General features: G+C 44.4%; 27 protein-coding genes and 1 tRNA gene. 9 read left to right on the top strand and 19 right to left on the bottom strand.

What is annotated here, in order from left to right:
• Positions 1-2: 2 nt before the first annotated feature.
• The 11 genes from flgJ to ACRRS1_RS08840 form a co-directional block, all read right to left on the bottom strand.
• Positions 3-1,013 carry a flagellar assembly peptidoglycan hydrolase FlgJ gene (gene flgJ / locus ACRRS1_RS08890; RefSeq protein ID WP_432467970.1) on the bottom strand — a complete coding sequence of 337 codons (1,011 nt, stop codon included), beginning with the start codon at positions 1,011-1,013 and terminating at the stop codon, positions 3-5.
• A 2-nt stretch (positions 1,014-1,015) separates the two neighbouring features.
• Positions 1,016-2,116: a flagellar basal body P-ring protein FlgI gene (locus tag ACRRS1_RS08885; protein WP_432462998.1), complete on the bottom strand. Its 1,101-nt coding sequence runs from the start codon at positions 2,114-2,116 to the stop codon at positions 1,016-1,018.
• A gap of 26 nt (positions 2,117-2,142) precedes the next feature.
• On the bottom strand, positions 2,143-2,817 hold the full coding sequence (flgH, locus tag ACRRS1_RS08880; protein WP_432453529.1) for a flagellar basal body L-ring protein FlgH: 675 nt from the start codon (positions 2,815-2,817) through the stop codon (positions 2,143-2,145).
• 26 nt (positions 2,818-2,843) lie between these two features.
• A complete protein-coding gene (flgG, locus tag ACRRS1_RS08875; protein ID WP_432453530.1) occupies positions 2,844-3,632 on the bottom strand; it encodes a flagellar basal-body rod protein FlgG in 789 nt (262 codons plus the stop codon).
• 16 nt (positions 3,633-3,648) lie between these two features.
• Positions 3,649-4,395, bottom strand: coding sequence for a flagellar basal-body rod protein FlgF (gene flgF, locus ACRRS1_RS08870; protein WP_432462997.1), 747 nt, complete (start codon positions 4,393-4,395; stop codon positions 3,649-3,651).
• 156 nt (positions 4,396-4,551) lie between these two features.
• Positions 4,552-5,889, bottom strand: a complete 1,338-nt coding sequence (gene flgE, locus ACRRS1_RS08865) for a flagellar hook protein FlgE (protein WP_432453532.1) — start codon at positions 5,887-5,889, stop codon at positions 4,552-4,554.
• Between the two features lie 30 nt (positions 5,890-5,919).
• Positions 5,920-6,591 (bottom strand): flagellar hook assembly protein FlgD, encoded by a 672-nt coding sequence (locus ACRRS1_RS08860; RefSeq protein WP_432453533.1) that lies wholly within the window; start codon positions 6,589-6,591, stop codon positions 5,920-5,922.
• Positions 6,592-6,601: 10 nt separating this feature from the next.
• Complete coding sequence (gene flgC, locus ACRRS1_RS08855) at positions 6,602-7,021, bottom strand: flagellar basal body rod protein FlgC (protein ID WP_432453534.1); 420 nt, start codon at positions 7,019-7,021, stop codon at positions 6,602-6,604.
• Complete coding sequence (gene flgB, locus ACRRS1_RS08850) at positions 7,021-7,419, bottom strand: flagellar basal body rod protein FlgB (protein ID WP_432453535.1); 399 nt, start codon at positions 7,417-7,419, stop codon at positions 7,021-7,023. The genes flgC and flgB overlap by 1 nt, the downstream gene beginning before the upstream one ends.
• A gap of 182 nt (positions 7,420-7,601) precedes the next feature.
• Entirely contained in the window at positions 7,602-8,426 is an 825-nt protein-coding gene (locus ACRRS1_RS08845) for a CheR family methyltransferase (RefSeq protein WP_432462996.1), read from the bottom strand.
• 18 nt (positions 8,427-8,444) lie between these two features.
• Complete coding sequence (locus ACRRS1_RS08840; protein WP_432462995.1) at positions 8,445-9,356, bottom strand: chemotaxis protein CheV; 912 nt, start codon at positions 9,354-9,356, stop codon at positions 8,445-8,447.
• A gap of 174 nt (positions 9,357-9,530) precedes the next feature.
• Here ACRRS1_RS08840 and flgA point away from each other — a divergent pair, with 174 nt between their 5' ends.
• The 3 genes from flgA to flgN all read left to right on the top strand — a co-directional run bounded on the left by flgA (position 9,531) and on the right by flgN (position 11,038).
• Positions 9,531-10,211: a flagellar basal body P-ring formation chaperone FlgA gene (gene flgA, locus ACRRS1_RS08835; RefSeq protein ID WP_432462994.1), complete on the top strand. Its 681-nt coding sequence runs from the start codon at positions 9,531-9,533 to the stop codon at positions 10,209-10,211.
• 76 nt (positions 10,212-10,287) lie between these two features.
• A complete protein-coding gene (gene flgM, locus ACRRS1_RS08830) occupies positions 10,288-10,611 on the top strand; it encodes a flagellar biosynthesis anti-sigma factor FlgM (protein ID WP_432453539.1) in 324 nt (107 codons plus the stop codon).
• A gap of 7 nt (positions 10,612-10,618) precedes the next feature.
• On the top strand, positions 10,619-11,038 hold the full coding sequence (flgN, locus tag ACRRS1_RS08825; protein WP_432453540.1) for a flagellar export chaperone FlgN: 420 nt from the start codon (positions 10,619-10,621) through the stop codon (positions 11,036-11,038).
• 721 nt (positions 11,039-11,759) lie between these two features.
• On the opposite strand, the gene ACRRS1_RS08820 is transcribed toward flgN, so the two are convergent.
• From ACRRS1_RS08820 to ACRRS1_RS08810, 3 genes are read right to left on the bottom strand one after another with little or no spacing between them, the layout of a single operon-like run.
• The gene (locus ACRRS1_RS08820) at positions 11,760-12,506 is read right to left on the bottom strand and encodes a FlgO family outer membrane protein (protein WP_432453541.1); all 747 of its coding nucleotides are present in this window, start codon (positions 12,504-12,506) and stop codon (positions 11,760-11,762) included.
• 58 nt (positions 12,507-12,564) lie between these two features.
• Positions 12,565-13,041 carry an LPP20 family lipoprotein gene (locus tag ACRRS1_RS08815; RefSeq protein ID WP_432453542.1) on the bottom strand — a complete coding sequence of 159 codons (477 nt, stop codon included), beginning with the start codon at positions 13,039-13,041 and terminating at the stop codon, positions 12,565-12,567.
• Positions 13,022-13,606, bottom strand: a complete 585-nt coding sequence (locus ACRRS1_RS08810; RefSeq protein ID WP_432453543.1) for a FlgO family outer membrane protein — start codon at positions 13,604-13,606, stop codon at positions 13,022-13,024. The genes ACRRS1_RS08815 and ACRRS1_RS08810 overlap by 20 nt, the downstream gene beginning before the upstream one ends.
• A gap of 105 nt (positions 13,607-13,711) precedes the next feature.
• Here ACRRS1_RS08810 and ACRRS1_RS08805 point away from each other — a divergent pair, with 105 nt between their 5' ends.
• On the top strand, positions 13,712-14,854 hold the full coding sequence (locus ACRRS1_RS08805; RefSeq protein WP_432467972.1) for a flagellar assembly protein T N-terminal domain-containing protein: 1,143 nt from the start codon (positions 13,712-13,714) through the stop codon (positions 14,852-14,854).
• A gap of 358 nt (positions 14,855-15,212) precedes the next feature.
• A tRNA-Arg gene (locus tag ACRRS1_RS08800) sits at positions 15,213-15,288 on the top strand.
• Positions 15,289-15,475: 187 nt separating this feature from the next.
• On the opposite strand, the gene galK is transcribed toward ACRRS1_RS08800, so the two are convergent.
• From galK to galE, 3 genes are read right to left on the bottom strand one after another with little or no spacing between them, the layout of a single operon-like run.
• On the bottom strand, positions 15,476-16,645 hold the full coding sequence (gene galK / locus ACRRS1_RS08795) for a galactokinase (RefSeq protein ID WP_432467973.1): 1,170 nt from the start codon (positions 16,643-16,645) through the stop codon (positions 15,476-15,478).
• Positions 16,638-17,720, bottom strand: coding sequence for a UDP-glucose--hexose-1-phosphate uridylyltransferase (locus ACRRS1_RS08790; RefSeq protein ID WP_432467974.1), 1,083 nt, complete (start codon positions 17,718-17,720; stop codon positions 16,638-16,640). Before ACRRS1_RS08790 ends, galK begins: the two co-directional genes overlap by 8 nt.
• A 54-nt stretch (positions 17,721-17,774) precedes the next feature.
• Entirely contained in the window at positions 17,775-18,794 is a 1,020-nt protein-coding gene (gene galE, locus ACRRS1_RS08785; protein ID WP_432467975.1) for a UDP-glucose 4-epimerase GalE, read from the bottom strand.
• Positions 18,795-19,504: 710 nt separating this feature from the next.
• On the opposite strand from galE, the gene ACRRS1_RS08780 reads away from it, so the two are divergent.
• Positions 19,505-21,286, top strand: a complete 1,782-nt coding sequence (locus tag ACRRS1_RS08780) for an AMP-dependent synthetase/ligase (protein ID WP_432467976.1) — start codon at positions 19,505-19,507, stop codon at positions 21,284-21,286.
• Positions 21,287-21,359: 73 nt separating this feature from the next.
• Here the strand turns inward: ACRRS1_RS08780 and ACRRS1_RS08775 are convergent, their stop codons facing one another.
• A complete protein-coding gene (locus tag ACRRS1_RS08775; protein WP_432467977.1) occupies positions 21,360-21,731 on the bottom strand; it encodes an ATP-binding protein in 372 nt (123 codons plus the stop codon).
• Between the two features lie 92 nt (positions 21,732-21,823).
• On the bottom strand, positions 21,824-22,102 hold the full coding sequence (ppiC, locus tag ACRRS1_RS08770; RefSeq protein WP_432453550.1) for a peptidylprolyl isomerase PpiC: 279 nt from the start codon (positions 22,100-22,102) through the stop codon (positions 21,824-21,826).
• A gap of 407 nt (positions 22,103-22,509) precedes the next feature.
• On the opposite strand from ppiC, the gene ACRRS1_RS08765 reads away from it, so the two are divergent.
• Genes ACRRS1_RS08765 through ACRRS1_RS08755 form a run of 3 tightly spaced genes read left to right on the top strand, consistent with a single transcriptional unit; the run spans position 22,510 to position 26,269 of the window.
• Positions 22,510-23,178 (top strand): YjbF family lipoprotein, encoded by a 669-nt coding sequence (locus ACRRS1_RS08765; protein ID WP_432467978.1) that lies wholly within the window; start codon positions 22,510-22,512, stop codon positions 23,176-23,178.
• A 33-nt stretch (positions 23,179-23,211) separates the two neighbouring features.
• Complete coding sequence (locus tag ACRRS1_RS08760) at positions 23,212-24,120, top strand: capsule biosynthesis GfcC family protein (RefSeq protein ID WP_432467979.1); 909 nt, start codon at positions 23,212-23,214, stop codon at positions 24,118-24,120.
• Entirely contained in the window at positions 24,113-26,269 is a 2,157-nt protein-coding gene (locus tag ACRRS1_RS08755; protein ID WP_432467980.1) for a YjbH domain-containing protein, read from the top strand. Before ACRRS1_RS08760 ends, ACRRS1_RS08755 begins: the two co-directional genes overlap by 8 nt.
• Positions 26,270-26,641 lie beyond the last annotated feature (372 nt).

Below are 26,641 nucleotides of genomic sequence, written 5' to 3'. Positions count from 1 at the left end.
ATCTACTCCCCTTCAACCAAGGTGTTACGATAATCATCAAAATGCTGACCATCCAAAATTTGACTAATTTTACTCGCATATTGAGGGTCGGTCGCATAACCAGCGGCTTGTAACTCACGCGCATACTGCTTAGCATCCATACCATTCGCCAAGGCTTGCTGATAACGAGGGCCATCGATAAAAGATAAATAATCTTTCACACTGGCTTCATAGGAATCATAAGCACGAAACGCAGCGCGCTCTTGTCTAGCTTGCCCACCCCTAAACTCCAAAGTGTTTACCATTGCCTTATCTCCCTGCCAGCGCCTATCTGCTTTAATTCCAAATAGGTTATAGCTACTTGTTCCATCATGATTGGTGATCACTTTTTTGCCCCAGCCAGATTCTAAAGCCGCCTGTGCAACAATCGCCATTGGCTCCACCCCTTTATCCACAGCCAGCTTTTTAGCAAGCGGCAATAGGGTTTCAATAAATTCTTTCGGCGTGGCAAATGTTTGCCGTTCCGATGACTCCGAACCCGTTTGATTCGAGTCTATATCCAGATTAGCGTGAGTTTTCTCTAAAGTTTCACTACTTGCTGCCGTTACATGAGTCGATACAGCAATATCCTTGCCAAGTGCTGAAGGCTGCTCAAGCGAGCGAGCCGTTAAATCAATCTCCTGGCCCCCTCGTAATACCGAGGCAGGCGTAATATTTGCGGCCGAGGGATTAAGTTGCGCAACGATAAGATCCGCTAAACCTAGAGCGCCAGAAGACGATAATTCCAAGGCCATTTGGCTATCATGCATGTCTCGGTAGGTTTGGGTATGTCGATTATTCAGTGGTGAATCGCTTTCAAACGCGGCATTACTTTTACGCATCTGTTTTAACAGCATCTGCATAAACAATGCTTCAAACTGGTTTGCAACCTGTTTTAAGGCCTTGTTCGGATCCTTCTGAGCTGCACTTCTGAGCTCATCCAAACTGGCCAAGTCATTGTAGTTTGCACTTTGTTTGACTGCGTCCATTGCCATGATTAAATCACCAATAACTCGCCTTGAATGGCACCAGCTTGCTTCAGCGCCTCCAGAATGGAGACCAAATCACCAGGCGCAACCCCCACCCGATTAACCGCTCGAACTAAATCATCTAAAGATGCACCGGTGTCAAAGTTAAACATCCGAGAATCTTCTTGAGTCACCTCAATGGTACTCGCTGTCGTTTCTACCGTTTCGCCATCAGACAACGCATTTGGCTGCGAAATAACCGGGGTCTCAGATATTTTCACCGTCAGCCCGCCATGAGTGATGGCAGCCGGTAATAAGCGCACATCTTTACCAATTACAATGGTACCAGTACGTGAATTGACAATAATTTTGGCTGACTCTGATGCAGGTTCAAAAGTAAGATTTTCTAAGGTTGATAAATAGGCGACTCGTTGCCCAGGATCTCGAGGCGCGAAAACCTGTACCGAAGATGCATCCATCGGTGTCGCCGTATTAGGCCCAACCAAACTATTAATGGTATCGGCAAGACGTTTCGCGCTAGTAAAATCAGAACGTTTTAGGTTAAAAGTGATGGTATCACCACTCATAAATGGCGAAGGCACTGCTCGTTCAACAATCGCACCATTGGGAATACGCCCAACCGTAGGAGTATTAGAGATCACCTTGGAACCATCCGCACCTTCAGCACCAAAACCACCAACAATAAGACTGCCTTGAGCCAAGGCATACACTTCACCATCGGCCCCCTTTAAAAAAGTCTGAATCAATGCGCCGCCACGTAAGCTCTTCGCTTCACCAATCGCAGATACCGTGATATCAATGGTCTGCCCCGGTTTCACAAAAGCGGGAAGCTCTGCATATACAGCAACTGGCGCGACATTTTTAATTTTTAAATTTGTGCCCGCAGGCAATACAATGCCAAAGTTGCGTAACATCGTCGCAAATGATTGCTTAGCAAATTCACTATTCTTTTCACCAGTGCCAGGTAAACCAACCACCAAGCCATAGCCCGTGAGTTGGTTGGCTCGCACACCTGCGACATCGGCGACATCTTTTACTCGCGCAGCACTCACGGTGTTTGCCAACAAACACAAAGCGATACTGAACATCATAATGCTGCGTTTAAACATGGGACGACTCCTCGAGCTAACGACGCTTAAAACGGCCATACAGGACTATTAAAGAACTTAGACAACCAACCTTGTTCGGTCGTATTGGCAAAATCACCAGTACCACCATATTGAATTCTCGCATTGGCAATACGTAATGAAGGAATGGTATTGTCTGGTGACACATCATCGGAACGAATAATCCCGGTTAAGCGAATATATTCATTGCCATTATTAAGCATCAGCCACTTCTCACCACTAATGAGCATGTTGCCATTGGCCAATACTTTGACCACATTCACTGAAATATTACCTGCTAAACTGTTGCTCTGAGCGGCATCAGCTTCCCCAGTAAAGGCACTATTTTGAGTTAAGCCAAGCTCAATTGGGTTGCCACCAATGGTTGCCACCCCGCCCGGTACGGTAATTGGATTGAGATTGAAATTTTTATCTTTGGCTAAATCATTACTAGCCGACTTACTTGCTTGAGTTCGTTCTGCAAGGTTAACCACAATAATATCACCAACGCGATGGGCTTTTTTGTCTGCATATAGGTTATTTGCAACAGCTTCAGCGAATAACGAACCAGTCACGCGCGCTTCTATTGCAACTTCTTCTGGATAAACAGGTGCATAAGTCGGGTCATCGGGAACCACGGCATGATTGACGCTTGCACATCCCACCATCGTTATACTCATCAACGCTACGACTAATCTATACATCAGTCATCCCTCTCTCTGATCTGTGTTTACAATTGTTGAGTTGCAAAACTTAACATTTGATCGACGGTAGATATAACCTTTGAGTTCATCTCATAAACACGCTGTGCTTCAATCAAATTCACCAACTCTTCGGTAACATTAACATTGGATGTTTCTAAGGCTCCTTGGCGAATAGAACCAAGGCCATTTTCGGAAGCAATCCCATTTTGCGGTGCACCACTGGCACCAGTTTCTAAATATAAGTTCTGACCTTGAGGCTCTAAGCCCGAAGGATTCACAAAGTCACTCAGGGTAATTTGGCCAATTACCTGACTATCGGTTTGACCGGGCAAGCGAACACTCACTTCACCATCTTCACCCACCGTAAAACTTTGTGCATCGGCTGGTACTTGGATTTCGGGTTGCAGCGGATAACCAGATCCCGGAGTCACTATCGTGCCTTCGTCATTCAAACTAAATTGACCATTACGAGTGTAAGCAGTCGTGCCATCAGGCATTAATACTTCGAAAAAGCCACGACCGTCGATCATCATGTCAAAGGAATTGTCCGTGGTTTGCACATTACCTTGATCGTGATTCTTTTGGGTGGCAATCACCTTTGCGCCGGCGCCAATCATTAGACCGGAAGGCATTTTGGTGTTTTGTGAAGAACGCCCGCCAGGCTGATTCACAGTTTGATAAAGTAAATCTTCAAACACCGCTCGGCTTTTTTTATAACCAATAGTACTAGCGTTAGCGAGGTTATTAGAAATAACCGATACATTGGTTTGCTGGGCATCTAAGCCAGTTTTACTGATCCATAATGCGGGATGCATAGTACACTCCTTATTGCTAGCTTAAGCGCAACAAACTGTTAGTCGCTTTTTCGTTTTCTTCAGCAGTTTTCATCATTTTTATTTGCATTTCGAATTGGCGTTGCATGCTAATCATATGAGTCATCTCTTGGACTGGATTTACATTACTGCCTTCTAATGCACCTTTAGTCAGTTCAACCGTAGCGTCTGGTTGGTATACAGCACCTGTGGTACTTCTAAATAAACCATCACCGCCTTTGCTTAAATCTCCAGCAAAAGGCTTACTCAATTTGATTCGGTTAACTTCTTCCAGGGCATCACCTGGCGCACCTTCAGGTCGTATTTCGATGGTGCCATCTTCACTAATTTCAAGCTTTTCAACAGGTAAAGGGATAATAATCGGTGCATTTTGATTACCCAACACTGGCTGACCTTGCATGGTTTGTAGAACCCCTGCCGCCGAAATCGTAAAGTTGCCATTTCTAGACAATGCTTCTTGACCATCTTTATCTTGAACCGAAATCCAACCTTCTCCCTTAATCGCAACATCTAAATCACGACCCGTGGTTTTTAACATACCGTTGGCAAAATTTTGACTAGGGGTCTCAGTCATGGCAAATACTCGCGACGGTAAACCAGGGCCAAATGCCTGCATCGCTCGTGCGTTTTCTAGATCGGCTTTAAAGCCAGTCGTGTTTGCATTCGCTAGATTATTGCCTCGCACCGCGAGCGACTGCATATTTTGTTTTGCGCCGGTCATCGATATATAAAGTAATTGGTCCATCTTATTCCCTTCGTCAAATAGCTGACTCATGAGAAATAGAGCAATTATGGTGCCAAACAATAAAAACTTATGACAAAACCAATAAAAAACCATATAAATCAAGTAAATAAAAAGGCAGCAAAGGCTGCCTTTTTATTATTATGTCATCCGATATGATTATCGAATTTGAATAATAGTTTGCTGTAGAGTTGAATTCACTTCCAGTGCTCGAGAGTTCGCTTGGAAGTTTCGTTGCGCACTAATTAAGTTAACTAACTGTTCAGTGAGGTTCACGTTGGCTTGTTCTAAGGAAGCAGAGTTAATTTTACCAAAAGTGCCAGAGTTACCTTCACCTGCAATCGCTTCACCACTTAATTGTGTTTGTTGCCAGGATGTATCACCGATTTGTGATAAGCCCTGATTGTTCGCAAACTTAGCCACTGAAACTTTAGCAATATTCGAAGTTTGACCATTACTATAAGACGCAACCACTAAACCGTCAGGCCCAATATCAATCCCAGTTAATTTACCAACTGTCGATCCATCCTGCGAAAGACTAGACACTTCGAAAGCTGCGTTATACTGAGTCGGTCCGTTCAAATTAAAGATAAGCGTTTGCGTAGAATCTACCGAACCCGTCGCCGCATCCCAAACCCCACCTGGGCCATTTGGTGGCGCAGTTCCTAAAGCGACCGTTTCAATAACCGCAGGCACTGTTGATGCTAAGGCCCCCGTACTATCAAATGTTAAAGTAGCCGAAGCCGGAATCGTCGCGTTGGTATTACCCGCGTTTGGCACATGAGCAGTGCCTCCACTCACGTCGGTCGGTTCACCATCAACATAGATCAACTTATGCCAAGTATTTGCCACAGAGGAATCTTTTACAAAGAAGGTTTCCGCAACATGAGAACCACCCTGAGAATCATACACAGTCACCGAAGTTGCTGAGGTATAAGTATTACTATCAGAAGGATCGAAGTCACCAATATCATGAGTCGTGCCACTAGAGGGCAAGTTAAAGCTCATATTGACTTCACTGGTTTGGGTCGGTGTACCAACTTCAGCGCTGATCTGAATGGCGTTTGTCGCCGCCATACTCACTGCCGAAGGAGTACCACTATTATTAACCGTATATCCCTGTAAATACTGGCCTTGCGAATTCACAATAAAGTTATCCGCATTTAATTTGAAGGCTCCAGCACGCGTAAATTCGCGAGTCTGGGTAGTCAAATCAGCAGCCGTAACAAAAAAACCTTCTCCACTAATCGCTAAATCCAAAGCATTCTGGGTAAAGTTCAAACTTCCCTGGTGGAACTGCTGTGCAACATCCACCGTTTTGGTTCCGTTACCCACTGCAGTACGAGCATTTGAGAAAATCGATGTTGCATACACATCGGCAAACTCTGCCCGCGACTCTTTAAAACCAACGGTATTGACGTTCGCAATGTTATTCGCGGTTACGTCAAGATCCTTTTGCGAGGCATTGATGCCGCTCAACGCGATATTAAATGACATCTCTCAATCTCCTATCGTTTATATACTTTACTAGGCTTTGGCAACTTCAAGGACATCGCTCATCGCGATACCACCCAAACCTTCTAAATTGACGACTACGCCAGATGTACCACCAGCCAAACTTACACTACTTACATTCGCGAAAGTTGCGGTGGGTAAACTGATCTCTTTACCGCCCTGAACGCCATTTACTTTGACGTTATATTTTCCATCTGGCATTTGATTCCCGTTGGAATCAGTACCGTCCCAAGAGAAGTTCATATTGCCACTCCCCTCACCTAAATCGATAACTGTAACGACTTCTCCAGCTTCATTTTCAATCGTCACTTTAACATTGGTCGTTGCAGCGCCTGTCACCGCTACCCCTTCAAAACCACTGCCCGTATTGTGGGCATAGTCCAAGGGTACCAATACTTTTTGCCCCACTAGCGTTGAGGCTTGCAAAGCTGCAGACGAATTCATAATCGAGTTCATCGTGTCAAATTTGGTTCCCAGCTCGGCGATACCTTCAGAAGTCTGGAAGGAAGCCATTTGCGCGATCATTTCAGCGTTATCAACTGGCTTACTCGGATCTTGATATTGCAACTGGGTGGTCAATAGCGCGAAAAAGTCTTCCTGCCCTAATGACTGATTATTATTACTTTCCGGAACAATCGACTCAGGTTGCCAACGGTTACCTTGTAGTGGATCAATAGTAGACACGACCTACTCCTTAACTTTTACCCAGATTGAGAGTGCTATTTAGCATTTGCTTCGCAGCTTCAGTGACCTGCACATTCGCTTGATAGGAGCGCGAGGCACTCATCATATCGGCCATTTCTTCAATCACATTAACATTTGGTTTAAAGATATAACCATCTTCATTCGCCATGGGATGTTCTGGGTAATACTCTTTACGCAAAGGGGCATCCGACTCGACAATACCAGCAACTTTAACTTTTGCCGACTCGCCTTGAGCGTTACCCGCACGTTCTAACTCTGCAGCAAACACTGGCTTTCGAGCACGATAGGTTTGGTCAATACTAGAGCTGATGCTGTCAGCATTCGCCAAATTACTGGCGGTAGTATTCAATCTCACCGACTGGGCCTTCATCGCTGAAGCCGAGATATCAAACACGTTGAAGAAACTCATTATTGACCTCCTTTAATCGCATTACGTAAACCAGAAAATTTACTAGACAAAAAGCCGATACCAGCTTGGTATTCCAGACCATTTTGCATAAAATCTGCTTTTTCCTGCTGTATATCGACGGTGTTACCATCGCCCGTGTCGGGCTGGTTGGGGATGCGAAAACCCAATTCTGAAAATTGGCTGCTACCACCGCCCATATGACGATCATTGGTAAGCTGCATGCCACTGTGCTGTCCAGCCTTAGCGGCTGCAAAAGCCTTATTAAAGTCAATATCCTGTGCTTTATAATTAGGTGTATCGGCATTAGCGATATTACTCGCGAGAACCTCAGACCGCCGAGCTCTTACCCCAACCGTATACTGATGAACACCTAATGCTTTATCGAAAGTTATTGCCATACACACCTCTTCACACAATTACAAATGGAAAAATGCAAAAGCTGTGCCAGTGTTTTTTTGACGTTGGGAATACAGAGTAAATAGGAAAGTAAAGCCTGAGTAAGGCGAAGCACTGAATACTTAAGGACCTTTAGCGGCAAAAAGCGGCAAGAGTTGCCTATTCTGCCGCTCTATCGTTGAAATTATTTCAGTTGATATACAATGCCGGGATTACATCGCAACATATTAAATCGATCGGTTAAACCAGTAATTGACTCGGAAGCGCCCAGCATCAAATAGCCATTAGGATTTAAAGCCTGAGCAAATTGATTCAAAATCTTAGATTTTACTTCAGCGTTAAAATAGATAAGCACATTTCGACAGAAAATAATGTCAAACTTACCCATTAATGAATAACTATCGAGTAAATTTAGGGGGCGAAAATTGACATTCTTTCTAACTTTGTCATTCACTCGAAAACGACCATCACTGGTGGCTTCAAAAAATTGACGTTTACGTTCAGGCGATAAACCACGCGCTAAAGCTAAAGAATCGTATTCTCCACGCTTACAATGTTCCAACATTGACGGCGAAATATCGGTCCCTACCACTTGAACGCCCATCGATAAAGCACCAGGTTTTCTCGCTTGATATTCAAGAGCGGTCATCATGATTGAATAAGGCTCTTGTCCCGATGAACTAGCCGCCGACCAAATTTTAACTGGCCGAGTGAGTTTTTGAAATTCAGGAAAAAGCTTATCACCCAATAACTGAAAAGGATAAGTATCACGAAACCATAAGGTTTCGTTGGTTGTCATCGCATCGACCACCGAAGCACGGAGATCTCGCTCGCGTAAACTCATCGCTTTTTGAACCAACTCGGTTAAACTTGCGATAGAGTACTGAGCCATTAGCGGAGACAGACGACTTTTCACTAAATACTGTTTGTTATCGCCTAATACAATTCCACATTGCTTCTCTAAAAAGCCACAGAACTGTTTATATACATCGTCAGTGATTGTTCTCACAAATGCGTCCACACTCTTCTATAACGATTGACGAACAGCCGCAGCCAACTCGTCAGGATTAAATTTAGCAACGAAGGCATTAGCACCAACTTTATTTACCATCGCCTGATTGAATACTCCACTGAGCGAAGTATGTAAGATTATATGTAAATTCTTTAAGTCTGGATGAGAGCGCACCTCTGCGGTCAATGTATAACCATCCATCTCTGGCATTTCTATATCTGAAATAACTAAAGCTATTTGATCAGTAATCGGCCCATCTTTTGCCATGTTCACCAATAATTCATAAGCTTCACGCCCATCTTGGCAAAGGATCGTCTCAACACCCAAAGACGTCACCGCTCTTTTAACCTGATTACGCGCAACCGATGAATCATCAACCACCAATACTTTTTTGTCGTTTTTAACATTTTCGGTTGCTTCATCGACAATCGTCTGACTCACGGTAGTGCTTACAGGAGAAATTTCGTCTAAGATTTTTTCTACATCCAAAATAGAAACCAATTCTTTTTCTACTTCGGTAACCGCTGTCAGATAGTTAAATTTACCAGCTCCTTTTGGTGGTGGCAGAATATCTTCCCAATTCATATTAACAATTCTTTCAACTGAGCCCACTAAAAAGCCTTGGACCGAACGGTTATACTCAGAAATAATAATAAAACACTTAGAAAGATCTTCGATAGGTCGGCCGCCAGTCGCTGAACTTAAGTCGATAACGGAGATGGTTTGACCTCGAATATGCGCCACACCGCGGATCACAGGATTAAGCTTAGGTAATGCAGTTAGCGGAGGACATTGTAATACCTCTTTCACTTTAAAAACATTAATACCGTAGCGCTGAGAACCATTTAACCTAAACAACAACAATTCTAGGCGATTTTGCCCAACCAACTGAGTCCGTTGGTTTACCGAATCTAAAATACCCGCCATACGTTTGTCACTCCTTAGACCTAGAAAAGGGCATTAACTTTGCTTACCCCTGTATACTAATACTTAATCTTACTTAATAGCCGTTTTTTTGACGCCGTTTAACCTAGTGCCAACTTGTTAAGCATAGACAAAAAAGCCAATTGTTACTTTGCTTTAATCGGTATCATATAAGAAATGCTAAAAAAATTTATCACCGCGTTACTATTAATTTTCTTTAGTCTTATAGCTCACACTAGCGAGTTACACCAGCAGCTGGAACAATCAGCTATCGATTTTGTCGACTCTCACATCACTCACAAGCCCGATCAAAAAATTGAGTTAACCGCTAATCAATTGGATGAACGCATCGCTATACCTAACTGCCCTAGTGGCTTTAGCTACAGCTTAGCAAACGGTGAGATAAGGCGTAATACTAGTGTTCTCGTCAGTTGCACAGACGAAACCAATTGGCGATTATACATCCCTGTCAGAAAACAAGTATTATTATTGGTTGTGATTGCCAACGGTCCTCTTCAAGAAGGAGCCGTATTAACTAAACAACACTTAAGTCTATCTTATTTACCGGAAAATCGCTTACGCGGAAGCTACTTTACCGAACTTAGCTCGCTATTAGGTGCTAAGCTTAAACGGAGTTTAAGAAAAGACCAAATAATAAATGGGCGCGATATTTGCTTAGTATGTAAAGGAGATGCTGTGATAATTTCTGCCGGTGCAGGCGGTTTAAGTGTTAGCACTCAGGGAACGGCTTTGTCTAGTGGTAGTATCGGTGATACCATAAAAGTGAGAAACAATAAGTCACAACGCCTAGTCACTGGTCGGATAAAGGCCTTAGGTTTAGTTGAGATAAAACTTTAAATTTTTTCTCAAGTTTTGACATTGAAAGCCGATAGCTATATTGAATACGAAAATTGATTAACTGTGGGGCGCCATTATGGCTTTAAACATTAATAACTTAGGTGGAAGCCGTCCAAGTCAGCTTGACTCTAACCGAGTCACCGACAAAGGGACGAAAGAAAGCACTGAACAACGTTCAACTGCTAGTTCTGCTGCAGCCCAGGATTCAGTTATGCTTACCAACGAAGCACAACAACTCAACCGTATTCAGCAGAATTTGCTCAACGATTCTGACAGCAGAAGTTCTAAGTTAGAATCAATCAAGCAAGCTGTGACCGATGGTACTTATCAAATTGATGCCAATAAGGTAGCCCAAAAAATGGGTGACTTTGAAAGTGAGTTTAATAAAGCTTTTGGATAATTAGCCAATGATCGTAGCCCTACTGAATACTCAAGAGCAGCAACTTAATTTGCTGCTTTCTCTTTTAGAACAAGAAAAGCACGCCTTAGCTGGTGATGATACAATTGCCTTATACGCAATCGCTTCACAAAAAGAACAAGCTTTAACTGCAATCACTCAGGCTGATCATGATTTAGAATCGTCGGAACAAACTCAACAATTAATTGACGTTCCTGAGTTAGCCGAGCAAGTTGAGCGGATCCAACAATTACTCAAGCAGTGCCAAGAGTTAAACACCATTAATGGCGAAATTATTCAAGCAAGCAACGAAAAAGTTCGCCAACTGAGCGCGGTGATTGACCAGCTACAAAACCAAAATGCCACAACTTACGATAAATTAGGCAAGAAACATAGCTCACAGCGTATGGGAAAAGGCTTTAAAGCCTAGCTGTGATTGCTCGAACAGCCATGTAATTAGACCCCTTACTCCCACAAGAAAAGCTCCCCCTAAATTAAATCGCTAGCTTAGCTTCATTGACTTCAAATCCCACAAATATACTCCGCCAATAATAAAAAATACCAGAGGTTTTACGGCAAACAAATATCATCGACCATACCATCTAATCCATAAGGCCTAATTGTTCTACGATATATTATCTCTTCACCGTGAGATCTCCATTCGCTGAATAAAATAGGAGATATCATCAAGTTCATGGTCTTACTTTTGACGGCAAGTTCATGGTGTTAAAGGTATCCCCTAAAGGACCTAGTCATATAATCAGCTTCACTACTTCAGATGTACTGCGAGCTTTGTCAGCGATAAACCATCAATGGTAAGCCACCATTGATAGCAACTTAAGCGCTAGATTTTAATGCCGTTAAAAATAGGAGTATGACCATGATTACTGATTATTGACTGTTAAATCAAAAGCTGTCAGACGAACGGAACAGAGGGCAAATATATCGAAAGTCACCGCAAAAAGTATCACCCAGTAAAATGCAACATTCGCTCTATGAAGAGAGCTTCACTGACTGAATTTCATATTTCAGGCTTAGTTAAAACACTTTTTATATTAGACAAAAATCAATCGAAAAAGATAGGCAGACTTTAAAAACAAAAAACCGCACTGCAAGGTGCGGTTTTCCATGAATGTAATAGACGAGAAACGCTACCCCCGCTCCCCCATTGGAGCCATCGGTTTACTCGCAGCTTGTTTACGCGCTTCGATGATCATCACACCATCGCGCTTCACTGGAGTTGGCACTTTACTTTGGTAAACTTCATTGGGGATCCATTCTTGCGCCGATGCAACCACCACTTTAGATTGAGCACCAACAATTCTCGCGTTCACTAAGATCCCATCGTTAGACTTACTAAAAGTGCCCACTAACAGGTATTCTATTGGTAAACGTTTAGCTAACTCTTTCACATTTCGGCTGTAAACAAAATCACCTTCAGGCGTAATACGAATAAAGCCAGTGGTTTTATAGTCAATCACAGAAAAGCCACTTTGCTGCATCTCATACACAAAACTTTCGGCAATTTGCATACCAAACAGGTCGGTGGTACGTAGGTTATCAAGAGGCACAAATGAGGCAACCCCGATTGGTGTGTCTGCGTTTACAAATTGAGAGCTAGAAACCAAACGCTGTGACATCATATTGACATAATCGGTCAATGTTTTTTTAGCATCAGGGTCACTCTTCATAGTCTCTGGCGGATTTGCTAAGCGGCTCGGTGCACTGCTTAAAAACAGTTGGCCATCTTCATCCACCAGTCCCTCTAGATAACGCGCATTTTTAGCCGGACTTACGTTATTCGAAGGATCCACCACCATCACTTTCTGCATCGAAGAGCTATTGGAGCACCCCAACAACATCGAGGTGGTCATGGCAACCAGTATAATACCTTTCATGTCACGTCCTTAATCGTCCATTACGCTTAAGATATCGGCATGAAAGCGAAATTCTTTACTAAAATTGTATGGTTTTTTGACTCTCTAGGTGCCGAGTTGGAGCCATTGACATAGTAACCCGATATACCTCCCTAAAATCAAGTTGTAATTCGGTCACATACACATCATCAACAGCATAGGCATTAATCACCTTCGCACCTCGAATTACCCCAGCCACCGAAGCCGCTAAACGTTCATTGCCTAACACCAAATCACTCACAGTAGCGGTACTATCAATGTGTTGCCCATAAACTTGCTCGGATAATTCACGGTAAGCATCCAGCTTAGAGGCTTTCATCGCCCGTAATTGCTTGGTTGATTTATCGGCTCCCCTTTGTTGACTAATTGGCGCATAACCAACCGCATTCACTACCGTAAAATCGCCAGGAGGCTGATAAGTCCATTCAACCTGCTTGACCTGAGTCGTCGGAGTACAAGATAGCAATAACAATAGTGCTAAGCTAAAAGACCATATTTTAAAGTACAGTTTGTTCATGGCGTTGTAAGCTCCCATTCATGCTTGTGACTCGAGGAGAGCTTGCTCCTGCGCTATTTGGAATAAATTGATAAGCGGCCGACACCACTTGTTGACTGGCTAAATTTACTAGCCGCAAATTCACATGCCGCCCAGAGGTTGTTCGTTGAAAACTACCAACTACCACATAGCTTATTTGCATTTGTTCGCGTAAAAGTTCGGCATCGCGCGATAAAGAAAATTCACCGTAGCCGGGGTCCATCTGTAAACGTCCGGTGAGTCTTGCCTCAACCGTATGGATCCCCTCTCGGGATAAAGCGGCAAACATTGCCTCTGCAATTTGCCGCCCAAATCCATCACTGGATTGCAAGTTGTCCAAATCAACCACTGAACTAATCGCGACCGTATCTGTAGCACTCAACTCTAAATCATCGGTTAACTGCTTAGAAAGATTATCGACATGTGCGTACAATACTGCATCTTGTTGTTCCCTTGGTTCAACATAAGGATAATTAGTAATATGGTGTAAGCTGGTATTGCATCCTTGTAACGCAAGCACCGCCAGTAGTAAAGTCGTATAACGCATAGTAATCTCCTCCGACTAAACACTATTAAGCAATAACCATTCCAGTCAAAAAAATAACGCTTTTTTTAGGTACAGTTATTGCTAGTTAGTGACGAGGAGGGCCTTATGAAACTATTAATTTTAATGATCGCGATGCTAGTTAGCATTCCCAGTCAAGCAGTGTGGTACGAGGCAAAAGGTCACGCGACCATCATCAGCCAAGATGTTGAGCAGGCACGCAGCAATGCCACCCAAGAAGCGGTCAAACAGCTACTTCTGTATTCTGGCGCCTCGGTAACCAGTATTAGTCAGGTGACCGAAGGCAGACTCACCCTTGATCAATTGGAAGTTGTCTCGAAAGGCTCGTTGCATAACTTAAAAGTATTAGATGAAGGCCGTCGGGGACAGCAGTACTTTGTGGTCTTACAGGCCGATGTTTTCCCGGCCACAGGCCAATGTAAAGCCAGTGGCTTTAGTAAAAACCTGTTGTTACTCCCTCCTTACTTAAAACAACAGAATCAAGTACGAGTAGGACAAATTCACGAAATATCACCCGCCGTGGAGCAACGGACCTATGATATTGCCCGCCAGTTAGGGAGTCAGTTTAATATTAAGCACCCTCCCAAATTACCATTAAACTACCATCAACCGGGAGTGCATGACTTTATTGCGATTAAAGATATTGCTCATCGTTATGGTGCCCAATACCTTTTAGGGATCGAGCTGGAAAATATTTCACTAGATCAAGACTACGCTCCCAAACACTTTAACTTTAGTTACCCCCAACGCTATTTCATTATTAATGTGCGAGTCTATAACGCCATCGACCTAGAAGAGATTTACAACAAACGTTTTTCGGTGAATGCCCCTTGGGAATTTGACGCGCGTGAAATTGTCTCACCTCACTCGGCTAAATTTTGGCGCTCAGCTTATGGGCAAACGGTGAATGATACCCTGCAAACGGTGATTTCGGAGGTGGATGCCTTACTCGCCTGCCAGCCTTTACAGGGGAGTATCGTGAAGGTTCTCGGACCGGACCGCTGGCAAATTAACCTAGGTCATGCCAATCAACTAAATCCGGGGATGTTATTAAGTCTGATCCATCAAAATTATCATTGGGGACAATGGGAGATTCCCAGACAAGAACAACATATTGCCGATAGCATGGTACGCATTGAGCAGATTTACCAACAAAGTGCCATTGTGGTCGCCGTCGATCCAACCATGACTGCTAACATCCAACTTGGCGATTTGGTGAGTAAACAATAAAAGTTAGCGCTGTCTGTCTTTGATGATTGCCATACCAATCGCTTTAGATCCATTGAACAGAGGCTAAGCCACGAACGATGAAAAAATGACTTAACTAAATATTCGACCCGCTCCGAAGGAGCCAAAGATCCCGGTCCTTTTTCCTTGAAAGAAAGCTTGAGCGTACTTGGCTTATAAAACCAAGTGACATACTTGTAGTTCAACTTATGCTAATGCTCTGGGAAACGTAAAATCCCTAGCTTTTAACTTGGCGATGAAGTAATCAAACAGTTAGCCGAAGCTTTTCATACGTTTAAAGCTGGGTATAATGAACGCCGCAACACCAAGTACTGTAATATAGGGTTTGCAGAACCATCCCGTCCCCTTAGTTCAGTTGGATAGAACAAGGACCTCCTAAGTCTTAGACGTGAGTTCGAATCTCGCAGGGGACGCCATTTCGTTTTACTTTCCTCAAGATCTTCGGCGCAAACTAAAATTTTGCCGAGACTCGTAGATGTATAACAACTTAGAAAATCAAAAACCTCGAACGACGTCGAGGTTTATGTTGAAAAACACCAAGTAAATGATAACAACGGCTCATCGCTAACCCTGCGCCAAATAGAGCAGTCAACGAATGAACAGCTATGACACGATAGTTCCCGCGCCCGTCATCGCTTTACACACGTAAATAGTTTCTTTTAAACCAGTTTGAGCCTGATAATATTGCTCGACCGCTTGGCATACACCATCGACCAAAGACGGTGGCATAAGAGCAACAACGCAACCACCAAAGCCACCACCAGTCATTCTTACTCCGCCTTGCGCGCCAATTTGTTGCTTCACAATATCCACCAGCGCGTCCACCTCAGGCACGGTAATTTCAAAATCATCACGCATCGAGGCATGTGATTGCTCCATTAACACACTCAGCTTAGCCATATCATTGGCTTTTAGGGCCTCGGCTGCGGCCAAAGTACGGGCATTTTCAGTAATGACGTGTCTAGCTCGTTTGGCTACTATCGGCTCAAGCGTCGCTGCTTTCTCGTTAAATAAGGTTTCGCTCACATCCCGTAAAGCGCTTACCCCCAAACCGCGTGCCGCTGCTTCACACTGCTCGCGGCGAGTATTGTATTCACTGTCAACCAGGCCGCGTTTTTTATTGGAGTTAATAATCACCACCGCCATTTCTTCGGGCATGGCGACTGCGGTAGTCTCTAAAGAGCGGCAATCAATTAATAATGCATGATTGGCCTGTCCCTCTGCCGAAATCAGCTGATCCATAATGCCGCAATTACAACCGACGAAGTTATTCTCCGCGGCCTGACCAATTAAAGCGATTTCTTGCTGAGTAATAGCTAAATCAAATAGAGTCTTAAAGGTTTGTCCAATAACCACTTCTAAAGCAGCCGATGAACTTAAACCCGCGCCTTGTGGGACATTGCCACTCACGGCAATATCGGCACCACCCAATTGATAGCCTTTATTTAATAGACAGCTAATCACGCCTCTAACATAGTTCACCCACATACAGTTTTGATCAAACAGCAAGGCCTGAGTAATATCAAACTCATTAATTTGATTATTATAATCTACCGATATCACTCGTACCATGCTATCACTACGCGGTGCTGCCGCGACGACGGCTTGATAATCAATGGCACAGGGCAATACAAAACCATCGTTATAATCGGTATGCTCACCAATTAGATTCACTCGCCCTGGCGCCTGAATAAAATAACTCGCAGAGGCCCCGGTCATTTCCATAAAAGCCGCGGAGACTTTGTCAATCAATCGTTGAGTGCGATTAGTCATGGTTAACCCCTTGTGGTTGATCTTGTTGTTTATAATGCACGTCACTTAGATCTCGTAAACGAGCGGCGGCTTGTTCCGCAGTCAAATCTCGTTGGCTTTCCGCCAACATTTCATAACCCACCATAAACTTGCGAACACTGGCAGAACGCAGCAAAGGTGGATAGAACAAAGCATGCAACTGCCAATGTTCTGTTGAGGTATCCCCGTCTTTAAAGAAAGGGGCGTAGTGCCAGCCCATCGAATATGGGAAGGAACACTGAAACAAATTGTCATAACGGCTGGTCAATTTTTTAATGGCAAGAGCCAAATCATCACGCTGTTCGTTCGACAACTCACTCATCCGGCGAATATGAGTTTTGGGTAACAACATGGTTTCAAATGGCCAAGCCGCCCAGTAAGGTACCAACGCTAACCAATGTTCAGTCTCAACCACGATGCGGATCCCTTTGGCTTGCTCCTGAGTCACATAATCCAAGAGTAAATTGCGACCATGCTGCTGATAGTAGGCTCGCAAATGTTGGTCTTTGCGCTCAATTTCATTGGGTAAAAAACTGTTCGCCCAAATTTGCCCATGCGGATGTGGTTGAGAACAACCCATGGTTTCGCCTTTATTTTCGAAGGCTTGTACCCATAAATAGTCCTTACCCAGCGCTTCAATCTGCTCATTCCATGTATCGATAACGCTACGGATCGCGCTCACTGGCAACTCAGGTAAGGTTTTACTGTGATCTGGCGAGAAACAAATCACTCGACTTAAACCCCGTGCTTGTTGACTCACAAATAAAGGGTTGTCTGATTTTGGAACATCAGGAGAATCGGTCATCAAAGCAGCGAAATCGTTACTAAAAACATAAGTGCCTTGGTAGTCTGGATTTTTGTCCCCAGAGATACGCGTATTAGTAGGGCACAAGAAGCAACCCGCATCATAACTGGCCAGTGCTTCCTTTGAGGGCGTTTCATCTTGACCGCTCCATGGGCGCTTAGCCCGATGCGGCGAAACTAAAATCCACTGGCCACTTAAGGGGTTATACCGACGATGCGGATGTTCAGTTGGGTCAAATACCTGATCTAACATAATTGTTCTCTACTCCGTTAAAGGCGTCGATCTAGACGCACTCTAAATAAATGTTTATTGCTCATAACCATTAGGATTCTTCGATTGCCAGTGCCATGTGTCAGCACTCATCTGCTCAATACTTCGACTAGCTTTCCAGCCCAATAACTGTGCCGCCTTATCGGTCGCGGCCCAACATTCACTAATATCACCGCCGCGACGAGGGCAAATTTGATAGGGAATTGGATGTCCACAGGCTTCCTCAAATGCTTTCACCATTTCCAAGACCGAACTTCCCTTTCCTGTGCCCAAATTGAAGATATGCAAGCCGGCCGTTTGAGCTACCGCCTTTAAGGTCGCGATATGCCCATCGGCTAAGTCCATCACATGAATGTAATCACGCACCCCGGTACCATCGGCGGTAAGGTAATCATCACCAAATATAGACAAACTTTCCCGGCGTCCTACCGCCACTTGCGCAATAAATGGCATTAAATTATTAGGGATCCCCTGAGGGTCTTCCCCGATTAAACCACTCGGATGAGCACCAACTGGATTAAAGTAACGTAGCAAGGCAATACTCAAATCAGGCGCGGCTTGCTGAATATCTCGCAAGCATTCTTCCACCATGTATTTACTTCGACCATAGGGATTTGTTACCGCGCCGGTCGTAAAACTTTCATCAATAGGCATATGTTCCGGTTCGCCATAAACTGTCGCAGAAGAGCTAAAAATCAGGCTTTTTACACCAGACTGGCGCATCACATCCGCTAAAACTAACGAGCCATAAACATTGTTATCATAGTATTCAAACGGTTTTAGCACCGACTCTCCCACCGCCTTTAGTCCCGCAAAATGGATCACGGACTCAATTTGATGTTCACTGAAAATTTGGTCTAATAAGCGACGATCGCGTACATCACCTTCGTAAAACATCGGTTTATGACCACTAAGACGGGCAATCCGTAGGAGTACTTCTGGCTTACTATTCGCTAGGTTGTCCAAGATGATCGGCGTAAAGCCAGCCTCTATCATCTGCACGCAAGTATGACTGCCAATGTAGCCCATACCGCCAGTCACCAAGATCTTTTTCATCACATACTCCATTTACAATGCGCTGCAGCTGAAGGTAGATCGACTCAACTTGAGTAGAATACATAACTCAGCTTACCAATTGCGTTATTGAAACATGAAAGGGTAAACGTTTCCACTCCATTCATTCAAGAGTTGAGATCTCGGTCATCCTTTCCTAAAAGTTGGAGATAATAATTAAAGATAGCGAAACATTTTTGCTACAACAAAGGGCATGTAATGATGAAGTTGTTACAAATGAGCATTAAAGCGAGAACTATAGAGCTAGCTCATCAGGCATATTTAACACAACTAACTCTCTGCCACGCCCAATCCCAAAACAAAACAAACAAGCCCAGCAATGTTAACGTTTACCTTAAGTGCCTCATCTATTGAAGAATCGTGAAACAAACTCACTCAACATATGCAGAGCATGGACTCAAAACAGTGATGGCATGTATTCACTAGTCACAAGACTGGGAGCAGGCTCAGTTTCGAAAAATTCGATTGAACAACTCTGTAAATTTAGCCCGTGAATGGATGGCGCTCAGAATAAGCCTCATCGCTCAAGCCCCCAAACTCAACTAAAATAGCGAAGCTTTTATGCTGCTATTTCACTAAATGAAACATTATTCCAAAATAACTTTAGCTTACACTTGTTCGCCGAACTAAATCTCACTAAAATGCAGCCACATTTGGGCAGTTTGCCTTCATCGATTTACAGGTAAGAACACATGCAACACATCGTTACCTTGCTCAGCCAGCAAGCGCAATTACAAGCGCAACAAGTCGCGCTCAAGATCTGGCGGGACCAAGCTTGGCAATGTTTTTCATGGAAAGATTTTTCTCAGCAATGGACTCAAATTGCCAAAGGTTTAATTCACTTAGGTCACCAGCAGGGTGAACGGGTGGCGATTATGTCGCCCAACATGCCAGAATGGACCATTGCGGATGTCGGTATTTTGGCGGCTGGCGGCTGCGTGGTACCCATCTACCCCACCAATACCCTAGAACAAAGCCAATACATCTTAGCTGATGCCAATTGTAAGATCTTGTTTGTAGGGCAAGCCGAACAAGTTGAATCTGGTGTGGCGTTACTTGCAGCTGGACACATCGAAACCGTAATTTGTTTTGAAGACAGCGAATATACGGAACAGCCCAACATTCTTAGCTGGCAACAGCTACTAAGCCTAGCCAACAGCGCCGATGAACAACCGTTTAACGCTCGCCAAAAAAACCTTCGAACAGATGATTTGGCAACGCTGATCTACACCTCTGGCACAACAGGCGATCCCAAAGGCGTGATGCTCGATCATGCGAATTTTTCCGCAGCCTTTGCCATGCATCAACAACGGATCAAAGTCACAAGCAACGATACCTCATTAAGTTTTTTACCACTTAGTCATGTTTTTGAACGCGCCTGGACCTATTACGTTCTATCTCAAGGTGCAACCAACGTCTATTTGGAAGACCCTTCACTGGTACAACAAGCCTTACCAAGAACCCAACCCACACTGATGTGCAGCGTACCGCGTTTATACGAAAAAATTCACGCAGCTATTTTGCAAAAAGTCGCGACGGCATCCAAACCACGCCAAACCCTGTTCTATTGGGCGATGTCGGTGGCCCAAAGCCGCCTGCAGGCCAAGCAAAACCAAACTAAGCAGTCGCCTTGGTTAAGGCTTCGCTACCAAATCGCCGACCGATTAGTATTAAGCAAAATTCGCGGCTTCTTTGGACCCGCGCGGATCCTCCCCTGCTCGGGTGCGCGTTTGGCCGATGACATCAATCGGTTCTTTCAAAGCATAGAAGTTCCCATTGTTTATGGATATGGTATGACCGAATCCACCGCAACCATCGCCTGTTACACTGAAGGACATCAAAAGCTGGGCTCGATTGGCCAAGCACTCGAAGGCTTACAAGTTAAAATTTCCCAGCAAGGAGAAATTTTACTCAAAGGCCCTACCGTCATGCGCGGCTACTTTAATAAACCAGAAGCCACCGCCGAAACGATTGTTGGGGGTTGGTTGCATACTGGCGATGCGGGAACCATCGATGCGCAAGGTAATCTGGTATTGACCGAGCGAATCAAAGAATTAATGAAAACCTCGGGTGGTAAGTATATAGCACCGCAACGGGTAGAAGGCGCACTGATCCGTGAACCCTTATTTGAACAAGTGGCAATTATTGCCGATGCACGACATTTTGTCTCGGCGCTAATCGTCCCCGCGTTTGAAGCCTTGGAGTTACACGCCAAACAGCTCGGGATAAAATGGCAACATCGTAGCGAGTTATTAGAACATGCTGAAATCAAAGCCCTCATATCCAGCAAACTCAAGCAGGTACAAACCAACCTCGCTCGCTTTGAGCAAGTGAAACAATTTACCCTGTTACCTCGAGAATTCTGTATGAAGCAAGGTGAATTAACCCCTACCCTAAAACTACGCCGTGCCGTGATCGAGAATCGCTTTGCCGAACAAATTAATGCCATGTATGCAGAGAGGGCTCCAGCATAAATATACAAGCGATAAAAAAGACGCGAATGGCGTCTTTTTTATCAGTCGATTCATTTGTGAAGAATGAGATAAACTAGGCTTCCCATTGCTGACGCATTTTTTCAATGGTATCTAGACTCACGCCATGAATATTCGAATAATTTGCGGTGCAGCAAATAATCTTGAGCGTTGCACCGTATTGTTTAGCCAACGCCCGATAAGGCGCCATTTCCCATTGCCGAACAAAGGTATTAGCCACTACCACATCCTTAGCTAAAGCTAAATAAGCTGCGGTTTGCTGCTGACACCACTGGTGGGCCTGTGCAATTTCTTCGCCCCGATAATGATAGTTTCCCAGCGCATCGACAAAGTACATATCGGCTTCGAGATGCACCGCAGCTAAGCTAGCAGCAAGGCTTGATTTTCCGCTACCGGGTAAGCCGCGGATCAATGTTAAAGTCTGCATATCAGAGAAACCTCAGGCTAGCTCGACCAACCTAGATAAAAACCGCCATGGTTCGCTCCCTTCATCTTAAACCATGCGCCCAAATAAACGAATTAGGTTCGATAAAGCACTTTAACCACATGCCAGCCAAACTTGGTTTTCACCAAATGAGGCACCAATAGCTCGCCACTAAAACACACCTTATCAAACTGAGGCACCATTTGGCCGCGACGAAACTCACCTAAATCACCGCCCTTTTTCCCCGAAGGACAAGATGAATATTTCTTCGCTAAGCTCTGAAACTTTGCCCCTTTTTTTAGTTGCTGAATAATGTCTTCTGCTTGTTGTTTGTGCTTTACCAAAATATGTAAAGCAGCTGCGGTACTTGCCATCTATGTTCCTATCCATCACTTAGAATAATGAGCGTCAACAAAGCGATAGCAATCGCGTTGTTGAAGGCTGTGAGCGAATACCAAACTTAAAGCTCTCAGCAAGATAAATTGGCTCACAATACCGAGATTGCAAACCAATTTAAGGCAAATAAGAGTTTAAAAGCCGTATTGGCGCTAAGGCTTATCCCAAGTTCAGTTATTACGATAAACTATCGACAAAGTTTAGCAGCTTGGCGATCAATAGTCCCGCGCCCCCCTTACAACTCAAATCTGCCCCCAAGACCAACAAGCATTGCGTAAACAATCAACAAAATAACTAAAGAGTCAAGATAATCAGCAGCATACTCTTTTAGCGGCTGTCATCTAATGCTAAGCTAAGCCGATATTTACAGCCTTAGGCAATGGAAATGCGTTTAAGCAAATTATTAATTTCAGCCCTGTTTTCAAGCACCATGTTAGGGTGTACTCAAGACTATAAAAGTGGTCAAGAACTAGTCGATATCGCCATCAACGGCCTCCCCGAAGCGCAACTCACTGAACAACAACGTCTCGATTTGGGCTTCGCTGCCCTCTATATTAAATACGGCGAGCATCCTCGAACCTATATCGCCCTTGCCAAAGCCAATCAAGATGAAAGAGTTTGGGCGGCCACCGACGGGATAACCCTGGTAACTCGCAACGGACAAATCATTCGCAGTGACGGCCTCCCTTTTGCAAATAGCGGGGTACGCTACCAAGGGCAAAATCCATTCACTTTAGGATTAATCTCGGCAAGCAAACAAGCCACGTTCTCAGCCACCCGAGATTTTATTTCTGAAGGTTTATTTAGCGTACCAAGTCGTTCCACGTTCACAGCACATGAAACCAGCACACAAATGATCGCGGGTAGCGAGCGAAGAGTACAACGGATCAGCGAACAATTAGCGGTGCCCAGCCTCAACTTTCACACCACGAATCAGTACTGGGTCGAACAAAGCAATCACAAACAAGTGGTTTGGCGCAGCGAACAACAGCTTGGCCCCGACCAACCAATCATATTTTTAGAAACGCTAATGCCTTATTACGATGATATTTAATTCGTCATTGCAGAGCTAACAAGGAAGAATTTTATGCGCTTATTGCGTAACCAACGACAGGAGAGCAGCTCTCCAAATCTGGCTATTTCATCTCAACCAAAGGACTTACCGCTGAGCCGTCGGGTTTATAACAAAGCCTTTCAAGCCGCCAACCAATTGCTTTATGTAGGCCTAGCCCTTGCCAGCCTTCATATAGTAACAAGCGACGCCGAAACTTTAAGTCAAGCGCCAGCAAATGAGCAAACAGCCGCATCGATGGTGGTTAGCGTTCAACAAGGCCAAGCAACTCAAGACTATACTCTCCCCCTTGACTCACGTTTAAGCCAAGTGATGATGCAAGTTGAACTCAGCGACAATGATTATTGGTATGCCATGGCTTGGCTACGTCCGACCAACCAAGCCATTTACCAAGATAAAAAAACGCAATTGTTGGCATTAATTGAGCAACAAATGGAGCAAGATAAATATGCCGACCAATGGCGCTTAGTCAAACAACAAGTTTCTGCAATAATTCCCACTAATCGCTATACGGTACCTGTGCACCCCGATCGCGTGTTTGCGGCACCAGAGCAAAACTACTTGCTTAAGGCGCATGACCAATTGGTCATTCCAACTCGACCAAGCACTGTCCGCATGACTGGATTTATTCCGACACAACAACTGGCACACCAGCCCAAACAAGATATCACCAAGTACCTAAGTACTTACCAGCCCTTCGATCTTGCGGACAATAGCTATGTTTTGCTGATTAAACCCGATAGCAGTATTCAACAACTGCCAATCGCTTATTGGAACAAACAGCAAAGCCAGCCAATTGCGCCAGGTAGCATCATTTATGTGCCAGCCAAGTCTCAGCTGTTTTCAAAGCAATACCAACAAATCAACCAGCTCTACCTTGAGCTTTTACAGAACCAATACATAGGAAGCGCTCAAGGTGAATAAATTCAACCGTCCCAGAATAAACGCAATAACAAGCAACAATACTATCTCCTTGGTCAGCATCGCCATCAGTTGCGCGCTCTGCAGCAATATTAGCTTGGCAGCCCCCAGCCAATCAGACTATGGTGGCGCAGGCTTGATGCAAATGCCGTCGGCAAGAATGAGTCCGGAGGGCGAGTTTGCGTTTAATATTAATTACGTTGACCCTTACATTCGAGGCGCCGTAGCAGTCACGCCAGTGCCTTGGTTCGAAGGGGTAATTCGCTACACCTCGGTAGAAAACCGTTTATATAGCCCCTACCCTGGCTATAGTGGCGATCAAAGCTATAAAGATAAGGGCTTCGATGCCAAGTTTAGGCTTTGGCAAGAATCCTATTATTTACCTGAAGTCGCCGTTGGATTCCGAGATATTGGTGGAACAGGCTTATTCTCTAGTGAATATCTCGCCGCGAGTAAACGCTGGGGTAAAGTTGATTTTACTCTCGGCATGGGCTGGGGCTACTTAGCCCATGGCAGCAGCATCAGCAATCCCTTCTGTAAGCTTAAAGAAGGGGCTTGTAATCGACCAGCCTGGACCGCTAGTGATGATGACCGGGGCGGCAAAGTCGGTTTTGGTAATTTTTTCCGCGGTGAGCAAGTGGGCCTATTTGCTGGCCTAGAGTATCAAACGCCGATTCAGGGTTTGAGTCTCAAGCTCGAATATGACTCGAATGACTATCAAAACGAAGGCTTAAGCAACCAATTTACTCAAAGCTTGCCGATCAATGTTGGCGCGGTATATTCTTGGGGAGACTATGTACAATTCAGCCTCGGTTACGAGCGCGGCAATACCGTGATGGCTGGTTTTACACTACGCACCAATTATCAAACTGTCCCCAATCAAATTAAACTTGATGCACCACCAGAGCCGATTAAGGCCCAAACAGTACCAAATCACACAACCACCGATTATGATGAACTGGTCGAGGCGCTTGCAGATAATGCGGGCCTACTAGCAAAACAAGTGGTCGTCACAGAAAAGCAAGCCGATATTACTGGGGAGCAAATAAAATATCGTGACCGTAGCGAAGCGGATCAGCGGATCGCCCGAGTACTCAGTAATCGACTGCCAGAGTCTGTCACTGAATTTAACATCATAGAAAATGCTCAAAATTTACCGCTTTATCAAACCACCATCCAGCGGGACAAATTTTTACAAGTGGCCAACAACCAACTCGATCCGCTACAAACATTAAAGTATGCCGAAACACAAGCGCTTGAAGATACGCATCAAGCGAACGACAAACGCTCTATCACCGAGGTCAAACATAAACCTTGGAATGTATCCTTATATCCCGGTTTAACCCAAAGCCTCGGTAGCCCCGAAACTTTCTACTTTTATGCCTTATCGCTACATTTAGCCGGTGAGTACCAACTGACTGATAAGCTTAAAGCTGACGGAATCACCTCATGGACGGTTGCCGATAACTACGACAAATTCAATTACAAAGTTGATCAAACCACTGGCGCAATCCCCCGCTCTCGCACCTATATTCGCGAATACCTCACCGACAGTGATGTAGGTTTATCTAACTTACAACTCACTTGGTTCGATAGTTATGGTAAAAACCTTTATGCCCAATATTATGGCGGTTACCTTGAATTTATGTATGGTGGAATTGGTGGTGAATGGCTGTATCGGCCCTATAATAGCGCTTTTGCCTTTGGGGTGGATATGAACCGAGTGAAACAGCGTGATTTTAACCGCGGTTTCGGCTTCAGAGATTACGAAGTAACCACAGGCCATGCGGCACTCTATTGGCAGACTCCCTGGTACAACATCCATACCGAGCTATCTGCGGGTCAATACCTCTCTGGAGATCGCGGTTTTACCGTTAATTTATCAAGAGAATTCGACAATGGCACCATCGCAGGTATATTTTTCACCAAAACAGATGTAAGCGCGAAAGACTATGGTGAAGGCAGCTTTAACAAAGGCTTTTACATTAAAATTCCTTTCGACATGATGCTTACTCGCTCCAGCACCAAGTATGCAGCCTTTAGCTGGGTTCCCTTAACGCGTGACGGTGGTCAAAAACTAATACGCAAGTACAGCTTGTACGACCTCACCAAAGCCAAAGGAAGAAACAGCGTTGGGACTCACTTTGAATAACTGTGTGCAAAGCCCGCAGCTACAAATAAGTAAGCGTTAATCACCTACTAAAAAAACGGCGCTAATTAGCGCCGTTTTTTTAGTTAAAACCAGTGTAGTTTGGCCGACTTAATGACGACTAAACTGATCGCCAGATTTACTATGCCGCTATAGTTTCACTATTTGAATTATTAGGTATATAACACTGCGTATACAACATAGTTTTATCGCAAGACAGAGCAGTTCACAGATTAAATCAGCTGCCATAGTTAACACTTTAACTGGCGTATACACCGTCATTCCACAACTATTTCAGGAATAATAATGTGATCAGTGACCGTTTTCGAACCGCCCTTGCGTTGCAGCCAGAGCTGTTGACTAAGATTGGCTAGG

The organism is Agarivorans sp. Z349TD_8, from assembly GCF_050870825.2.
Taxonomy (GTDB): domain Bacteria; phylum Pseudomonadota; class Gammaproteobacteria; order Enterobacterales; family Celerinatantimonadaceae; genus Agarivorans.
Note: the sequence above shows the minus strand (reverse complement) of the source record. Positions and strands in the feature narration are given on the sequence as shown.

Coding starts and splice junctions, on each gene's coding strand:
- flgJ (WP_432467970.1), bottom strand. CDS start 1,013: ATGGCAATGGACGCAGTCAAACAAAGTGCAAACTACAATGACTTGGCC.
- ACRRS1_RS08885 (WP_432462998.1), bottom strand. CDS start 2,116: ATGTTTAAACGCAGCATTATGATGTTCAGTATCGCTTTGTGTTTGTTG.
- flgH (WP_432453529.1), bottom strand. CDS start 2,817: ATGTATAGATTAGTCGTAGCGTTGATGAGTATAACGATGGTGGGATGT.
- flgG (WP_432453530.1), bottom strand. CDS start 3,632: ATGCATCCCGCATTATGGATCAGTAAAACTGGCTTAGATGCCCAGCAA.
- flgF (WP_432462997.1), bottom strand. CDS start 4,395: ATGGACCAATTACTTTATATATCGATGACCGGCGCAAAACAAAATATG.
- flgE (WP_432453532.1), bottom strand. CDS start 5,889: ATGTCATTTAATATCGCGTTGAGCGGCATCAATGCCTCGCAAAAGGAT.
- flgC (WP_432453534.1), bottom strand. CDS start 7,021: ATGAGTTTCTTCAACGTGTTTGATATCTCGGCTTCAGCGATGAAGGCC.
- flgB (WP_432453535.1), bottom strand. CDS start 7,419: ATGGCAATAACTTTCGATAAAGCATTAGGTGTTCATCAGTATACGGTT.
- ACRRS1_RS08840 (WP_432462995.1), bottom strand. CDS start 9,356: ATGGCGGGTATTTTAGATTCGGTAAACCAACGGACTCAGTTGGTTGGG.
- flgA (WP_432462994.1), top strand. CDS start 9,531: ATGCTAAAAAAATTTATCACCGCGTTACTATTAATTTTCTTTAGTCTT.
- flgM (WP_432453539.1), top strand. CDS start 10,288: ATGGCTTTAAACATTAATAACTTAGGTGGAAGCCGTCCAAGTCAGCTT.
- flgN (WP_432453540.1), top strand. CDS start 10,619: ATGATCGTAGCCCTACTGAATACTCAAGAGCAGCAACTTAATTTGCTG.
- ACRRS1_RS08820 (WP_432453541.1), bottom strand. CDS start 12,506: ATGAAAGGTATTATACTGGTTGCCATGACCACCTCGATGTTGTTGGGG.
- ACRRS1_RS08815 (WP_432453542.1), bottom strand. CDS start 13,041: ATGAACAAACTGTACTTTAAAATATGGTCTTTTAGCTTAGCACTATTG.
- ACRRS1_RS08810 (WP_432453543.1), bottom strand. CDS start 13,606: ATGCGTTATACGACTTTACTACTGGCGGTGCTTGCGTTACAAGGATGC.
- ACRRS1_RS08805 (WP_432467972.1), top strand. CDS start 13,712: ATGAAACTATTAATTTTAATGATCGCGATGCTAGTTAGCATTCCCAGT.
- galK (WP_432467973.1), bottom strand. CDS start 16,645: ATGACTAATCGCACTCAACGATTGATTGACAAAGTCTCCGCGGCTTTT.
- ACRRS1_RS08790 (WP_432467974.1), bottom strand. CDS start 17,720: ATGTTAGATCAGGTATTTGACCCAACTGAACATCCGCATCGTCGGTAT.
- galE (WP_432467975.1), bottom strand. CDS start 18,794: ATGAAAAAGATCTTGGTGACTGGCGGTATGGGCTACATTGGCAGTCAT.
- ACRRS1_RS08780 (WP_432467976.1), top strand. CDS start 19,505: ATGCAACACATCGTTACCTTGCTCAGCCAGCAAGCGCAATTACAAGCG.
- ACRRS1_RS08775 (WP_432467977.1), bottom strand. CDS start 21,731: ATGCAGACTTTAACATTGATCCGCGGCTTACCCGGTAGCGGAAAATCA.
- ppiC (WP_432453550.1), bottom strand. CDS start 22,102: ATGGCAAGTACCGCAGCTGCTTTACATATTTTGGTAAAGCACAAACAA.
- ACRRS1_RS08765 (WP_432467978.1), top strand. CDS start 22,510: ATGCGTTTAAGCAAATTATTAATTTCAGCCCTGTTTTCAAGCACCATG.
- ACRRS1_RS08760 (WP_432467979.1), top strand. CDS start 23,212: ATGCGCTTATTGCGTAACCAACGACAGGAGAGCAGCTCTCCAAATCTG.